15 protein-coding genes are annotated in these 15,135 nt (G+C 66.2%); 6 read left to right on the forward strand and 9 right to left on the reverse strand.

What is annotated here, in order from left to right; translation table 11 throughout:
* Nucleotides 1–20 precede the first annotated feature (20 nt).
* Together F0185_RS28585 and F0185_RS28590 are read left to right on the forward strand one after the other, a co-directional pair.
* Complete coding sequence (locus tag F0185_RS28585; protein ID WP_167230775.1) at nt 21–554, forward strand: FixH family protein; 534 nt, start codon at nt 21–23, stop codon at nt 552–554.
* 26 nt (nt 555–580) lie between these two features.
* On the forward strand, nt 581–802 hold the full coding sequence (locus tag F0185_RS28590) for a hypothetical protein (protein WP_187362674.1): 222 nt from the start codon (nt 581–583) through the stop codon (nt 800–802).
* A gap of 108 nt (nt 803–910) precedes the next feature.
* Here F0185_RS28590 and F0185_RS28595 read toward each other — a convergent pair whose 3' ends face one another.
* Nucleotides 911–1,729, reverse strand: a complete 819-nt coding sequence (locus tag F0185_RS28595; protein WP_167230781.1) for a suppressor of fused domain protein — start codon at nt 1,727–1,729, stop codon at nt 911–913.
* Here F0185_RS28595 and F0185_RS28600 point away from each other — a divergent pair.
* Complete coding sequence (locus F0185_RS28600; RefSeq protein ID WP_167230784.1) at nt 1,713–2,282, forward strand: hypothetical protein; 570 nt, start codon at nt 1,713–1,715, stop codon at nt 2,280–2,282. The genes F0185_RS28595 and F0185_RS28600 overlap by 17 nt on opposite strands.
* Nucleotides 2,283–2,307: 25 nt before the next feature.
* Here the strand turns inward: F0185_RS28600 and fnr are convergent, their stop codons facing one another.
* From fnr to F0185_RS28615, 4 genes are all read right to left on the reverse strand, one after another.
* Entirely contained in the window at nt 2,308–3,075 is a 768-nt protein-coding gene (gene fnr / locus F0185_RS28605; protein ID WP_167230787.1) for a fumarate/nitrate reduction transcriptional regulator Fnr, read from the reverse strand.
* Nucleotides 3,076–3,271: 196 nt separating this feature from the next.
* Nucleotides 3,272–4,519, reverse strand: a complete 1,248-nt coding sequence (gene rhlE1, locus F0185_RS28610) for an RNA helicase RhlE1 (protein WP_167230790.1) — start codon at nt 4,517–4,519, stop codon at nt 3,272–3,274.
* Between the two features lie 72 nt (nt 4,520–4,591).
* Nucleotides 4,592–4,720, reverse strand: a complete 129-nt coding sequence (locus F0185_RS35235; protein ID WP_267876030.1) for a hypothetical protein — start codon at nt 4,718–4,720, stop codon at nt 4,592–4,594.
* A gap of 80 nt (nt 4,721–4,800) precedes the next feature.
* Nucleotides 4,801–5,472, reverse strand: a complete 672-nt coding sequence (locus tag F0185_RS28615) for a hypothetical protein (protein WP_166892284.1) — start codon at nt 5,470–5,472, stop codon at nt 4,801–4,803.
* A gap of 294 nt (nt 5,473–5,766) precedes the next feature.
* Here F0185_RS28615 and F0185_RS28620 point away from each other — a divergent pair, with 294 nt between their 5' ends.
* On the forward strand, nt 5,767–7,599 hold the full coding sequence (locus F0185_RS28620; RefSeq protein ID WP_167230793.1) for a DUF885 domain-containing protein: 1,833 nt from the start codon (nt 5,767–5,769) through the stop codon (nt 7,597–7,599).
* Between the two features lie 390 nt (nt 7,600–7,989).
* On the opposite strand, the gene F0185_RS28625 is transcribed toward F0185_RS28620, so the two are convergent.
* The 4 genes from F0185_RS28625 to F0185_RS28640 are packed head-to-tail and all read right to left on the reverse strand — an operon-like array spanning nt 7,990 to nt 12,498.
* Nucleotides 7,990–10,581 carry a hypothetical protein gene (locus tag F0185_RS28625; RefSeq protein WP_167230796.1) on the reverse strand — a complete coding sequence of 864 codons (2,592 nt, stop codon included), beginning with the start codon at nt 10,579–10,581 and terminating at the stop codon, nt 7,990–7,992.
* Between the two features lie 42 nt (nt 10,582–10,623).
* Complete coding sequence (locus tag F0185_RS28630; RefSeq protein ID WP_167230799.1) at nt 10,624–11,460, reverse strand: fimbrial biogenesis chaperone; 837 nt, start codon at nt 11,458–11,460, stop codon at nt 10,624–10,626.
* Nucleotides 11,461–11,486: 26 nt separating this feature from the next.
* On the reverse strand, nt 11,487–11,969 hold the full coding sequence (locus F0185_RS28635; protein WP_167230802.1) for a DUF4402 domain-containing protein: 483 nt from the start codon (nt 11,967–11,969) through the stop codon (nt 11,487–11,489).
* A complete protein-coding gene (locus tag F0185_RS28640) occupies nt 11,956–12,498 on the reverse strand; it encodes a DUF4402 domain-containing protein (RefSeq protein WP_167230805.1) in 543 nt (180 codons plus the stop codon). The genes F0185_RS28635 and F0185_RS28640 overlap by 14 nt, the downstream gene beginning before the upstream one ends.
* A 371-nt stretch (nt 12,499–12,869) precedes the next feature.
* Between F0185_RS28640 and F0185_RS28645 the strand changes: the two genes are divergently transcribed.
* Entirely contained in the window at nt 12,870–14,126 is a 1,257-nt protein-coding gene (locus tag F0185_RS28645) for a sensor histidine kinase (RefSeq protein WP_167230808.1), read from the forward strand.
* Nucleotides 14,119–14,889, forward strand: a complete 771-nt coding sequence (locus F0185_RS28650; protein ID WP_167230811.1) for a LytR/AlgR family response regulator transcription factor — start codon at nt 14,119–14,121, stop codon at nt 14,887–14,889. The genes F0185_RS28645 and F0185_RS28650 overlap by 8 nt, the downstream gene beginning before the upstream one ends.
* Nucleotides 14,890–15,135: the final 246 nt, after the last annotated feature.

Consider the following 15,135-nt stretch of genomic DNA (forward strand, 5'->3'; position numbering starts at 1 on the left):
AAGCAAACAAGGAGACTCGCATGCAAACCGCCACACCCCTGACTCCCCCCGCCGGCCCGTGGTACAAGCACCGCTGGCCATGGCTGCTGATGCTCGGTCCCGCCATCGTGGTGGTGGCCGGCGTGAACCTCGGCGTCATTGCCTATCGCGGCCAGGACGCCATGGTCGTCGACGACTATTACAAGCAGGGCAAGGCGATCAACCAGGACTTGCGGCGCGACCGCGTGGCCAGCGCCATGCGCCTCGGTTTCGACGCGCGTTACGATCCGGCCAGCGAAAAGCTGGCGGGGATGTTGAGCAGCGGCGGGCAGCCCTTGAGCGCGCCGTTCAGCATTCACCTGGCGCACGCCACCCAGCCCGAAAAGGACCGCAAGATCGATGTGATCCCGGACGCCGCAGGGCGTTTTTCGGTGGCGCTGCCGATGCTCGAGCGCGCGCGCTGGCAGGTGGTGGTCGAAGGGGGTAAGCGCGATTGGCGCCTGGCCGCCGCTTGGCACTGGCCGCGCGAGCAGGCGCTGGCGATCAAGGCCGACGTCCAGCAAGCAGCTAACTAAACGGGGGAGTGTCGATGCGTCTTGCGATGAAAGTACTGTGGCCCGCCTTCCTGGCGGCGATGCTGGCCGAAGGCTGTTTCTTTGCGATGTTCGATCCGCGCGAAGAACTGCACCTGGGTGAATTGGCCTTGTCGCCGATGGCGGTGTACACGATCGGCTTTTTCTTCTTCTGGATTTTTTGCGCGCTGGCCAGCATGCTGACCTATTATCTGGTGGTGGTGCCGGACGATCCGCATCCGCCGTTTTAAGCGTTCGTCGTAAAAGGCCAACGCGCGTTTTTCAATGTGCTTTGATAGCCCGAGATGGCAGGGCAGGCATTTGTCGACCTGCGCTTTCCCGATATCTTACGATTGGCGTTAAACAGAACTTTTTCGATTCCAGTCCAAAACGTCAACGCGATTGGCATCCCATAGTGATTCGAGTGCGTTTCCAGCATCTTGACTCGCCAGATTTGCCTCTGCTGTCGAAATTGGAATGGCGATCAGCGGGAAAATGGTTCGGTCGCTCAATACGACTTTGGACATGCCGTCCCATTGATACGGGGCGGTAAAGTAAATATGACGGAGCGCAGTGCCGGGAAAGTACATCCCGCCAATTTCTTCGAAGACGGTCCCAGGTGAAACCCGCCATTGATTTTTTATGATATAAAAGGCGATTGTAGAGAGTAGATTAAGCCCTCGCGCGTCGTCCATGCGCGTGTCGATCAAGATTTCTGTGCGGATCTGGACGGCAGGATTTCTGCTCTGGTCAAGGTCCATCAGGCCGACCGTTGCGCCAACCAGGCCTCCTTCCGTCTGGCTCGAATAAATGGGGATGCTTGTGGTCCGTTCATCGTCGTCGTACTTGGTGACAGCGAACTCCCCCCCAATCTGGTTGCGAAGAAAACTTACCCAATCTTTGTGCGCTTGTGTTGTTGTCATTTCAAACTTCGTTGCGGTATCTGTTAATCGGGTTCTTAACGGGCTTCCACCCGGCAGTGTTGGCAGCTTGTAGGCGACCGTGAGTGGCTCCCCTGCCTGCTCGGACATGTCTGCATCGGCACCCAAGGCGGTGCATCCTGCGCCGACGCGAACGGACCGTTTACAGCGCGTTCTGGAACTATACTGTCTGGCTACTGTCTGATAAATATAGCCAACCATGCCATGACGGGATACCCGGATGATGAAAACCGACATTCCAACTTCCAACAAGCAAGTTTTTTTGATCGGCATGCTGATCGCGGTACCGCTCCTGCTGGCCACGTTCTTCTATTACCTGACTCCGCACCAAAAAGCGCCGGATGCCATGGAAACCGGTTTGGTCGGCGGCATACTCGTGGCATCGGGATTATTCGCCCTGGTTCTCTGCGCCAGCATACTGATGCGTCACTCGGTCGAACTGGGCGCCGATGTCATTGTGGTCAGGCATGCCTTCTACACCTTCCGGCTGGCGCGCGCCGACATCCGGGCGCCCGCCATCGAGCGCCTGCCCGACGTGCGCAGCCTTGGCATCACAACCAAGCGCAACGGCATCGCTGGCTTCGGATTTTATTCGGGATGGTTCAACGCCAGCAAGGGCGAGCGGGTATTCATGGCGGTGTCCGGCGTACCGCTCGTGGTGTTGCGCTTTACCGGGCATCCAAAATGCTCGGTGCTGGCCATGAGCAGCAGTGGCAGCCTGGAAGCCGACCTTGCCACCTGGCTCGCGCAGGGATCAGCCGCGCTGGCGCGCGGCGGGCTGCCAGCCTGAGAGCCCCTGGCTAAGCGCCCCTGGCTCACGCCATCGGGCTGCACTGCTCGGTGCCGGCGGCCAGCGCCTTGAGCATGACCGGGTCGAGCAGGGTCAGTTCGCGCTTGTCGACGCTGATCCAGCTCTGCTTTTTAAAGCGCGACAGCAGGCGGCTGATGCTTTCGATGGTCAGCCCCAGGTAATTGCCGATATCTTCGCGCGACATGCGCAGCTGGAAGCTGGTGGCCGAGTAACCGCGCGCCGCATAACGCGCCGACAGATTGACCAGGAATACGGCAAAGCGCTGTTCCGCCCGCATATTTCCCAGCAACAGCATGACATTCTGCTCGCGCGTGATTTCCTGGCTCATGATGCGGTGGAAATGGCGCAGCAGGGTCGGCACCTGGCCGAACAATTCTTCCAGGCGCACGAAGGGGATTTCGCACACTTCGCTGTCTTCGAGCGCGACCGCGTCGCAATGGTGGCGGTCGCCGCTGATGGCGTCCATCCCCAGCAGTTCGCCGGCCATCTGGAAACCGGTGATCTGCTGCTCGCCGTTGGCATTGACCTGGTAGGTCTTGAAGTGGCCGAAGCGGATCGCGTACAGGTTGCGGAACGGCTCGTCCATCTGGTACAGGCGTTCGTCGCGCAACAGGCGGCGGCGCTTGCCGATAATGTTGTCGAGCCGGGTGATATCGTCACTGTCGAGTCCCATCGGTAGGCACAGCTGATGCATGCTGCATCCTGCGCAGCTTGCCTTGAGTGCGGCGACGTTCAGCATGGCTGCCGGAACGAAGGGGAGAGGCTGGGGCATAGGGTCTGACGGTTTGTGGCTTGAGCCGTATGATACCCCACGGCGACTCCGGCGCACAGGCGAATACCGGAACAGATGGGGCTGTTTCCCCGATACAGATGAGTGTTTTCCCCGGCCTGGCATGCATTATGCACATTTGCGTTGTGCATGTCTTAACAACGCAACCCATACCCCCGCGCATGGTGCGGCGCCGGCCTCAGCGCGGGCGGAAACGCACGTCGACCGTCGACACGTCGCCGCTGACCTTGGCTTTCTTGGGTTTCTTGGGTTTTTTCAGCACCTCGCCGGTGGTATTGGTGAGCGGCACCCTGTGTTCCGGCGAGAAACCAGGCTCCTCGATGCGTTCCAGGGTTTGCTTCGTCAGGATTTCGATGGCGGCGAGTAATTGCACCTCGTCCGCGCAGACCAGCGAGACCGCTTCGCCCGAGGCCCCCGCGCGGCCGGTGCGGCCGGTGCGGTGGATGTAGTCTTCGGCCACGATCGGCAGGTCGAAATTGACCACCTGCGGCAAGTCGTCGATATCGAGCCCGCGCGCGGCCACGTCGGTCGCCACCAGGATCTTCGCTTCGCCGGCCTTGAAGCGTTCGAGCGCGCGCAGGCGCGCCGGCTGCGGCTTGTCGCCGTGAATCGAATCGGCCGCGACGCCCTGCGCCTGCAAGGTCTCGACCAGCTGGTCCACGCCCTTGCGCGTCTTGACGAACACCAGCACCTGGCCCCAACGGTGCTTGTTGAGCAGGTACAAGAACAGTTCCGGCTTGCGTTTTTTGTCGACCGGCACCACCCACTGGCGGATACGCTTGACGGTGCTGTTGCGCGGGCTGACCTCGATGCTCAAAGGGTCGCTCAGCAGCTTGCCGGCCAGGGCGCGGATCTCGTCCGAAAACGTGGCCGAAAACAGCAGGGTCTGGCGTTTTTTCGGCAGGGCGGCGAACACGGCGTCGAGTTCGCGCGAAAAACCCAGGTCGAGCATGCGGTCGGCTTCGTCGAGCACCAGGGTCTCGAGCTGGTCGAACTTGAGCGCGTTCTGGCGGTACAGGTCGAGCAGGCGGCCGGGGGTGGCCACCAGCACGTCGAGTCCCTTGCGCAGCTTCATCATCTGCGGATTGATGCTCACGCCGCCGTAAGCCACGTGGGTACGCAGCGGCAAGCCGGCCCCGTAGGCGCGGAAACTCTCGTGCACCTGCTCGGCCAGTTCGCGCGTGGGCACCAGCACCAGCACGCGCACCGCATTGGCGCCGACCTGGCCCTGCAAGGTCAGGCGCTGCAACAGGGGCAGGGCGAAGCCGGCGGTCTTGCCGGTGCCGGTCTGGGCGGCGGCCATCATGTCGCGCCCGGCCAGCACGGCGGGAATGGCTTGCGCCTGCACTGGCGTGGGCGTGCGGTAACCGAGCGCGTCCAGCGTGCGCACGAGGGGATCGATCAGACCGAGGGAATCAAAAGACATGGGGAAGCGACCTTGCAGCGAAAGAACAAGGGCGTAGTTTACTCTGTCCGGCGCTTGCCGTGGCGCAAAAGCCTACCGGGTCAATGGCGCCCTCGCCACTTGGGGCTTGGTCGGTTCCGGCTTGTCGCCGCAGGCGGCCGTGGCCAGTACGAGCATGCAGCAGGCGGCCAGCGCCGCGAGCGAGTGAAAGCGTGGTTTCATGGCGCACTCCCTTGTAAAAAGGACATCCTACCCAAAACCACGCCCGCGCGGCGCGCTGTTCCTTACCTGTTGCCTGCCGCTCAGAAACGGTAGCTGATACCGGCGCGCAAGACCGGATAAACCTTGTAGGCCTCGACGTCGGCTTCCATCTTCACGCGCTCGGTGGCGACATCGCGCGCCAGGGTGGCGCAGGCGGCAGCCGCGGCGGTGCATTGCGAATTCGTCAAGCGGCCCTTCGGGTGACCTTGCCACAGCGCGCCCAAGTCGGCGCTGAGCTGCCACTTCTTGTCGGTGCTCAAGGCATTGCCCCAGCCCACGCCAACATAAGGCGCGCCCTTGTTGTACTCGATCCCGCCGTTGAGGATGCCGACCTGGCTGGCGGCGTATTGCTTGCCGTTGATGTTGAAAAAGCCGTTCGAATCCTGGCGCGCCACCATGCTGATCTTGTTGCCGTTGTACACCACGCCGCCGGTCAGGCGGAACGGGCTGTTATCGATCAGGTGCCAGTCGAACAGCACATCGATATTTTGCAGCTTGGCCTTCATCGTGTAGCTCAGGGTGCTGGCGGTATCGTTGTACTTGTGCTGGAAGTAGCTGGCGCCGAAACGGGCGTTCAGGGTTTTTTCCATTGGGAAAATCAGATGGGCGCCGACGCCCGTGGTGCCGACTTCGGCGGTAACGGCGACTTCGGCTTGCGCGCTGGCGGCGAGCAACAGGGCGGCGACCGCCATGACGGTATTCTTGATATACATGCAATGACCTTTGACGAATGACTGGGCGATGGCGGCATTGTACCGGTTGAGGCGGCGAGACGCGCTGGCATCGTGGCTCGCCATGCTACTCCAGTCGGGGCTGGCGATCCAGTCCCTTAAGGTAAGCAATTGTCGTTGTTTGTCGCCGCGGCGCGTGCGGCCACGGCGTTTGGCCTGTATTGACGGGCGAAACGCCAGGGCGGCGCTGGTTTCCGCGCTGGTGGTTTCTTGTCGGAATCCATGATAAATTCTGTCGCGGCAAAACGCCGATGATACCCACCAGGAGACTTTCGCATGCATACACCGTTCCGCCGCGCCACCGCGCCCTGCCTGACCGCCGCGCTGGTGGCACTGTCGCTCGGCGCCGCCTTGCCGGTGCTTGCGGCCGCTGGCGCGAGCGCGCCGGCCGGCATGGAGAACCGTGAAAGCGCCTTCGACAAATGGGCCGACCGCTTTGCCGCCGACTGGGTGCGCCTGTCGCCCCAACGCGCCACGGTCGACCAGTACTTCGGCGGCGCCGAACAGCAGGCGCTGGACCGCCAGCTCGCCCCGATCACGCCGGCGCAGCGCGCCCGCTACACGGCGCTGGCCAAGGCCGGGGTGGCGCGCCTGGACCGCTTCTTGGCCGGCGCGCTCGATGCGACCGACCGCGTGTCGGCCGAAACCATGCGCTGGTCGCTGGCCAATCATCTGGCCGGCGAGCGTTTCGACGAGCACGCGTTCGTGTTCTCGCAGTTCGGCGGCACGCATATCGCGTTGGTCAACTTCATGACCAGCGCGCATCCGATGCGGCGCGCGGCCGATGTCAAGAGCTACCTGGCGCGCCTGGCGCAGATCGGTGAGCGCATGGACCAGGCCAGCGCGCGTGCGCGTGCGGCTGCGGCGCGCGGCATGCTGCCGCCGCGCTTCATCCTCGAACGCGCGCAGGGGCAGGTTGACGCCTTCCTCACGCCAGCGGCCGATAAAAACGTGCTGGTGCTGTCGCTGGCCGAGCGCAGCGCCGCGCTGGCCGACCTGACGCCGCAAGCGCGCGCCGCCGCCATCGACCAGGCCACGGCGATCGTCGGCAAGCGCATTGTGCCGGCCTACGCCAGGACGAAGGCACTGCTGGCCGAACTGCACCCCAAGACCGGCGACGAAGCCGGCATCGCGCGCCTGCCCGACGGCGCCGCCGCCTACAGCCATGCACTGGCCAGCTACACCGGCACCACCTTGGGCGCGGCGCAGATCCACGCGATCGGGCTGCGCGAAGTGGCGCGCATCGAAGGCGAGATGGACCGCCACCTGCGCCAGTTGGGGTTTACCGAAGGTAGCATCGACGTGCGCATGAAAGCGCTCGACAAGACCTTCCAGCCGGCCGCCGGAGTCGATCCGCGCGCGGCGATCCTTGCCAGCTACGTCGCCATGGTGAAAGATGCGGAAAAACGCAGCGCCGCACTATTCAACCTGATGCCGCGCGCGCCGGTGGAAGTGCGGCGCGAACCGGCGCTGACCGAAGGCAGCGCCTCGGCGCACTACAGCGTGCCGGCGCCGGACGGCAGCCTGCCTGGCATCTTCTGGGTACCGTTGCGCGGGCCGGCGTTCGACATGATCCGCATGCGCAGCCTGGCGTATCACGAAGCGGTGCCGGGACACCACTTCCAGCTCGCGATCCAGCAGGAGCTTGGCGGCCTGCCGAAGTTCCGCACGCAGCGCATTTTTGGCGGCGGCAGCGCGCACTCCGAAGGGTGGGCGCTGTACACCGAGCGGCTGGCGGTGGAGCAGGGCTGGTACGAAGGCGACGTACCGGGGCTGCTCGGTGCGCTTGGGTCCGAACTATTCCGCGCGCGCCGGCTGGTGGTCGACACCGGCTTGCACAGCAAAGGCTGGACGCGCCAGCAAGCGATCGACTACGGCATTGGCGCGGCCGAGGTTGAGCGCTACGTCGTGTGGCCGGGCCAGGCCTGCGCCTACATGCTCGGCATGCTGCGGATACTCGAACTGCGCGAAAAGGCGCGGCTGGCGCTCGGTGAGCGCTTCACCCTGCCGGCGTTCCACGACGTCATCCTGAAAAACGGCTCGGTGCCGATGGACGTCCTTGCGAACATCATCGACCAGTGGATCGCCGACCAAACCAAGCCCGCCTGACCCCCGCCCCACCGGGGTCTGACCTCTGATTCGAAATTTTGTTAAATCCAGCCCATGGTTTGAATGTTGAATGACAATTATTTCCAAACCGTGCCAACCAGGGTCAGAGCTTTAACTAGAAATTTTGTTAAATCTTGCCTCGGTTTGATTAATGTGGGGGCAACTGTTTCTTGACCGAGGCAGACCGCTGTTAAGAAATGTTGCCTATGGATATGCCATTTTCGGTGCCAGTGCATTCATTGGCCGCATGTCGTGAAACCGGGCTCTCAGGCCCCCCGGTTTTGCAAGAATGTGAAATGTTGCGAGTTAAAGCTCTGACCCCGGTTGTAAGGGGTTTTCGCAAGAATGTGAAATGTTTAGAATCAGAGGTCAGACCCCGGTTGGAGGGGGTTACTTGGTGACGTGGAAGTCTTTGCCGTTGACGATGCTGCCGGCGGGGTCGATGGTGATCAGGTGCATGCCGCTGTCTTGCAGGCCGAGCCTGGCCAGTTGGGCCGGCGCGATGCGCAGGATGTAGTTTCCCGGCGCGACGCCGCCGAGCACGTAGTAGCCGTCCGCGCTGCTGGTCGTTTTGCCCATCACTTTGCCGCCCTGGTCGAGTAGTTCGAGTTCGACGTCGCCGATCCCGCGCTTGCCGCTCGCACCCTCCAGCCAGGTGGTGCCGTCGATCTCGCCCGTGACGCCAACCGCGACTTCCAGCCGGCTGACCTTGCCCGGTCGCGGAACCAGCCGCCGCCCCGCTTCGCGCGCCTGCCATTGCGGGTCTTCCAGGGTGGCGGGGTCGATCGCGATGTCGGCGTGCTGGTGCGCCGGCAGCCGGTTCAGGTAGGCCACGCCGTCGTCGCCGGTACGCGCCACGTTGGCGCTGCCGTTGACGGCAAATCCGGCGCCCTTGATCGGTTCGTCGTCGCCATCCATCACGCCGTTGCCGTTCTTGTCGAGGAAGACGCGGACCGAGGCCGCGCCGCCACCTGCCATCGGCACGGCGTCGTGCAGCCAGCGCCCGCTGCGCGGTTCCCGGCCGAGCGCCATGAACAGCTGGACCCCGCCGCCGTAGGCGCCGCGGCTGGTGTAAAACGCGCTTACACCCATGCCGAGGCTGCCTACGCCTTTGTTGAGCGAGGCGCTCCAGCGCAGCTGCGGGTCGGCGAAGGTGCGCGTGACGGCGCCGTTGAGGAGGTAGCCGTCGCCGACGAATTTGTCGGCCCCCAGCGCCAGCGACGAGATGCCGGCGTCGGGCAGGATGGCGTAGTGCAGCTGGCCGCTGATGCCGACGCCGGCCACGCGCCGGCTCGCTTGCAGGCTGCCGTCGGCCTGGCGCGCGCCGCCGCTGGCGCGCCAGTGGAGGTTGCCGCTCATGGCGGTGCCCCGGTTGTAGGCGGACAGGCGCGCGCCGGCTTCGTGCCGCGTGGCGCCGGAGGCGAGCCGTTCGCGCCGCAGTTGCAGCGCCAGCGGCAGCGGGGTGCGTGCGTCGCCCGGCAGCAGGCCGTCGAGGCGTACTTCGTCGCGGCTGCGCAGCGGGTCGGCGTCGGGCAGAAACAGTTCGCTGCTAAAGCCGTCCAGGCGCGCGTGGCTGGCGCCGAGCGCCATGCCGCCGATGCGCGTCTTGAGGCCGATCCGGGCCAGGGCGCCGCCGTCATCGGCGCGCGCGAACGCGGCGTCGGCCAGCAGTGCGCGCCAGTAGCCGTGCAGGCCAAGGTTGGCGTAGCGCCGCTGGCGGCCGTCCAGGGCCAGGCGTACCACGCCGCCACTGGCGGTCAGTTGCGCCAGTACGCCGACTTCGACCTGGGCCAGCGCACGCTGGCCCTCCTGGACGCTGGCGCTGTAGGCGATGGCGCCGGGCGCAAGCGCCGCCTGGTCGATCAAGAAACTCTGGCGTTCGACGCGCAGTTGGCCCAGCGGCCCGTGGAACACCAGGCGGAATTCATTGCTGCCGTAGATCAGGGGCTGGTCGTCGAAGCGGTAGCGGCCATCGGGGCGCGCTTGCTGGAAGCCGATCAGGGCGTCGTTGAAGTACAGTTCCACGTCCCAGCCGGGCGGCAGGTCGCCTTGCAGCGTGTGGCGGTCGGTGCGCGGGCTCTGGCCGAGCGCGCGGTTGGAGATGGCCACGCCGGCGCGCCCGCTACCGGCGTGCGCGATGTCGGCCACGCCGGCGGCGAGCACGCTGCCAAGCGCGATGGTGCGCGCGTGCAGGGGGCCGAGCAGGCCGGCGTCGGGGTCGTTGCGGGCCAGGGTCATGCGCGCGCTGGCGCCGGCGCCGGCGGCGCTGTTGGCGGCACTGACGTAGAGCGCCGCTTCCATGCCCGCCAGGTCGCCGGTCAGGTAGGCGGTGTAGCCGACCGTGCTGCCGCCGCGTCGCAGGTCGGCGGCCATGGTCTGGTCGATGAAGGGCACGCCGGCGAGCGCGTAGGGCGTGTCGAGACGGGGGTAGGCGGGGGCGGGCGCGCCGTCCGCGCGCCGCGCCGGGCCGGCGCGCGACTGGCGTTCGAGGCGCGCTTGCAGCGGCAGTGTTTCGCGCGCGCGCACGCGCAGCACCAGGCTGGCCATGTCGATCTCGAGGTCGAGCGGCAGCCATTGCGCCAGCAGGCGGCTGGCGACGTACAGGTCGTCGGGGTGGCGCAACACGCGCGCCGCCTCAAAACCGGTGCGCTGCTCGCCGATGACGACCAGGCGCTGCGCCAGGTCGAGCCGGAAGCCGCGCTGCTCGTCGAGGATGTAGCCGCTGGCGACGCCCTCGGCCGGGTCGGTGCGGATGGCGATGGTGAGCAGGCGCGCAAGTTCGCCCAGCGGCAGGTGGATGTCGTCGCCGTGCTGGTAGGCGCCGATGGCGTCGGCGACCAGGTGCTCGCCGAGCCGCACTTCGAGCACCAGGTCGGGACCGTCGGCGGCGCGTGCCGGCGCCGGTAGCGCCAGTACCAGCAGTGCCAGCAAACGCAGCAGGCAGAGCCGGCAAGCGCGCCGGCGCGGGCGGTGGGATCGCATGCTGGCGCTTACGTCGTTGGCGCGACTGCGGCCGCGCTCCTGTCAGGGCAGGGCCAGCGTGGCTTCGGCCAGCAGGGCGCCGCCGGCTTCGGCCCGTTCGCGAAAGCGCAGGTGCACGGTGCCGCGCGCGAGGTTGACGCCGGCCGGCATGGCCAGGCTGGCTTTGCGCATCGGATTGGGGGTGTAGATCGCTATTCCGGCAGCCCTGGCCAGCACCTGTTCGGCCCCGCCTTGCGGGGTAAAGGCGGCGCTGATGTCGCCGTACACCGAGCTGTCGCCGCTGCGCGCGATCTGGAACACCAGTTGCGCGCCCTGGCCGCTCTTCTGCAACGCCAGCGCGCCTAGGGTCACGCTGGCGCCTTCGGTCTGGTGCCGTACGATGACGGGAATCGAGGCGCCGATCAGGGAGTTGAGCACCACGCCGATCTGCTGCGCGTTGGCGCCTTGTTGTTCGACACTGGTGGCGCTGCTGCGGTCGGCCAGTTTTTCGAAGTGCAGGTGCGAGCGGTATTCGCCGGCCGCCAGCGCCTCCGGCTTGCGCAGCATGACGCGCACCACTTGCGCGGTGCCCGGCTGCAGGGTTACCTGGCGCGGCGAAAAACTGAGCATGGCGTCGGCGAAGCGCTCGTCCGGGCCGGCCGTGTCGGCGTTGGTGAATTCGCCGCTCTCGGTCATGCGCCGGTTGACGAGGCTGATGCGGTAGGTGGCGGGAGTGCTGTCGCTGTTGATCAGTTCAACCTGGGCGGCGCGCTGGTTTTTGGTGAAGACGACGCGGGTCGGGTTGAGCATCAGGCCGGCCATCGCTTGCAAGGGCAGCATGGCCATCAGGGTGGCGGCGAGCAGGCGCGCGGCGCGCGGGAAAGTAAAAGTGGCATGCATGGTGGGCCTCGCGGTTCGATGATCGGCTATTGGTATTCGATGGTGATGTGGAAGGTGCCGCTGTAGTTGCCGGCGCTTTGGCCGGCGCCCACCTGCAGCGTGGCGCCGATCGACAGTGCCTGGCTGCCGCCGGTGAGCACGCCGCCGCCGGCGGGGGCGCTGGTAAAACCGGTCAGCGCCATGCTGGCCGCGCCGGCGTTGATGCTGGCGGCGGACGGCAGGCTGACGATGTAGACCAGGTTGGCGTTGGCCGGCTTGCTGTCGCTGATGGTGAACCTGGCCGGCGCCGCCGCCGATGGCAGCAGCACGACGCCGCCCCCGGAGGCGCGGTTGCCGTGCGCGTCGACGCTGACGCTGCCGGCGGAGGTGACGGCGAAGCGGCCGAAGGCCAGGCCGCCGGCGGGAGCGGCGTTCAACTGCGCGCGCGCCGGCATGGCGGCCAGCACGGTTGTCAGTATGGCCAGCGCCACCGCCAACGCGCCGCCGCGGCGCGCGTCAGTTGTATTCAACGGTGGCGATGACATCGCCGGCATACACGCCAGGGACCTGGTTGGCTGCCACGGTCAGGGTGCCGCCCACGTACAGCGACTGGGCGCCGCCGGCCGATAGGGTGCCGCTGGTGGCGTCGCCCGAGGTGGCGTCGACGCCGGTCAGGTTGCTGAATTTGGTCAGCGTCATGGTTTCGCCGGCGCCGCCGGTGTTGGTCAGCGCGACCGTGCCGGAATGGGTGATGGTGTAAGTGCTGTTCGGTTCGCCAGTGATGTCGAACTTGGCGGCCGTGGTGGCCGAGCCGCTCATCGCCACCACGCCGTTGACGGTGCGCACGCCGCTGGTGCTGACGGTGATGGTGCCGCCGGCGGCGGCGGCAAAGCTGCCGAAGGCCAGCGGGACCATCGGCGCGATGGCAAGTGGGGTGACCACGGTGCCGCCGGCAATCGCCGTCGCCTGGGCTGCGTGTGCAGGTAAGCCCAGGCCCAGGCCGGCGACGAGGATGGCGATGGCGGCCAGGGTGCGCTGCTGTTGGATCGTTGTGTTCATTCCAGCTCCTAAGTTGTGGTCGGTTGTTTTTCTTTGCAGAAGCTCTTTCTGCCAGGGAATAGTACCTGCCATTCCCCATCAAAAAACCACCCCGGCGCGACCTTGCGGCAAAGCTTGATATGCATCTAAGGCGGTGCGCCAGGCGGCCCTGAAATGTTGCGCAATTGCCGCGCCGAAGTGGCGCGGATGGTACTGCGGCGCGACTGTTGTCCGGTGTGCTATCTTGCATGCCGGAAAAACTGGCGCCGGGCCGGCGGGGAGGTCAAAGCCGGGGTCCGTCGGCGCCGGCGCGGTTTCGTCGGAATCGGTGCCGCCTGCCCGCGAACGCTTGCTATAGTCGTTTTCACTTTTCCCTGACTGGATTGCCGATCATGACGAGTTTCTTTTTTATCTTCCGGATCACCCTGGCCTGGGCGATCGCCAACACGGTGCTGGCGATCACGATCGGGCAGACCATCCTCAGCGACCGCGACAGCGGCGGCGCGCTGCTGCTGCTGGTGCTGGGCGCGATGGCGTTTGCGGCGGTGAACGCGTTTTCGCACGTGCGCCGGGTGCGCCTGCTGACGGGCGAGGTGAGCGGCGCCACCTTGTCCAGCCGCCAGCGGCGCCAGATCGAGGTGCCGTTCGAAGCCGGCGAAACGTTCGACATCATCGACGCCGCCATCCGCGACCTGCCCGGCGCCGAACAAGTCGACAGCGCGCGCGACAGCTTGCAGGTGCGCGCCAAGATCCGTTACCTGCATCCCTATCGCGGCGGCTGGCTGTCGCGGATGACGGGCCACGCCGGGCCGAGCGGCAACCAGGTCATCGTCACCGTCACGCCGAATGGCGACGCCGGCAGCGTAACCCTGATCTGCGAACCGGAACGCTGGGCCTGGACCGACTGGTTCATGGTCGACGCCGGCGCCAATGTCGAAAACGCCGACGCCATCGGCCGCGCCGTGGCGCGCCGGGTGGCCGAGCGGCGCCGCAGCGAGCAGGCGGCGGCGGCGCAGACGGCCACCGAGAAGGAACTGACCGTGGCCAAATTGAGCTTGCTGCATGCGCAGGTCGAGCCGCATTTTTTGTATAACACCCTGGCCAGCGCGCAACTGCTGACCCGCAGCGACCCGGCCCGCGCCGACGAGATGCTGGGCAACCTGATCGCTTACCTGCGCAATTCGCTGCCGCGCACCGACGATGCGCACTCGACCCTGGGCAAGGAGCTCGAGCGCGCCCGCGCCTACCTCGACATCCTGGTGATCCGGATGGGGCCGCGCCTGCGCTTGCAGGTCGAGGTGGCCGCCGGGTTGCATGCGGCGCCGTTTCCCGCCATGATGTTGCAGACCCTGGTCGAAAACGCCATCAAGCATGGCTTGGAAGCGAAGGCGGGCGGCGGCACGGTGTGGATCATCGCGCGCGTCCACGATGGCGCGCTGGCGCTGACGGTGGCCGACGATGGGCGCGGCTTGTCGGGTGAAGGCGGCGGCACCGGCATCGGCCTGCGCAATGTGCGCGAGCGGCTGCGCCTGGCCTACGGCAGCGCGGCCGGCTTTACCATCGTATCGAATTATCCGAGCGGGGTGGCGGCGACGATCAGCGTGCCGTACACAGGCCCGGCAACGACGGAGGCGCGCAAGCATGACTGATTGTGTGATTGCGGAAGATGAACAGCTGCTGCGCGACGAGCTGGTGCAACTGCTCGCGGCCGCCTGGCCGGAGTTGCGCATCGTGGCCGCGTGCGACGATGGCGCCGGCGCGCTCGAAGCGATCGCCGCGCATCGGCCGCAGGTGGCCTTTCTCGATATCCGCATGCCGGGACTGAGCGGGCTGGAGGTGGCCGGCGCGCTGGCCGAGGTCAGCCCGGCCACGCAGGTGGTGTTCGTGACCGCCTACGACCAGTATGCGATCGACGCCTTCGAGCGTGGCGCGCTCGATTACCTGCTCAAGCCGGTGGCGCCTGCGCGCCTGGCGGCCACGGTGCGGCGGGTCAGGGCGCGCCTGGCCAGCGGCGTGGCGGACGCCGGCGCGCTGGCCGCCTTGCTGCGCCAGCTGGGGCAGGCGGCGCCGCCGGCGCCCAGGGCCGAGCCGCTGGTGTGGCTGACCGCCAGCGCGGGCGCGGACACGCGCCTGATTATGGTCGAGGATGTGGCCTACTTCCAGGCCGACAGCAAGTACACCGTGGTGATGACGGCGCAGGGCGAGGCGCTGCTGCGCAAACCGATCCGCGAACTGCTCGAGGTGCTCGATCCGGCCATGTTCCGCCAGATTCACCGCTCGACCATTGTCAACGTCAAGGCGATTGCCTCGGTCGCGCGCGACGACAGCGGTCGCGGGGTGCTGCGCCTGCGCACGCGGCCGGAAACGCTGGCCGTCAGCCAGCCGTTCATGGCCCTGTTCCGCGCCATGTAGGGAGTCTGTACGCTGGCGCACGGACTCAATCGTTGCTTTTGTTAAACTTATAGACGTGAGCAGCAAGCCGCGTGGCGGCCTGCGGCCCAAGGCGCGCCTGCCGGGCGTGCCTACTTTCTTGTGCGCCCAGCATGGGCGCACTCTTGTGGGTGAAAGTCCCGCCGCGAGCTGACCACAGTGAGCGAAGTGAAGCGCAACTGCATGAGGGTGACCGAGTGTGGAAAGGAAGCGTGGAGCGAAACTGCG

It is taken from the genome of Massilia rubra (assembly GCF_011682065.1).
GTDB classification, from domain to species: domain Bacteria; phylum Pseudomonadota; class Gammaproteobacteria; order Burkholderiales; family Burkholderiaceae_D; genus Telluria_A; species Telluria_A rubra.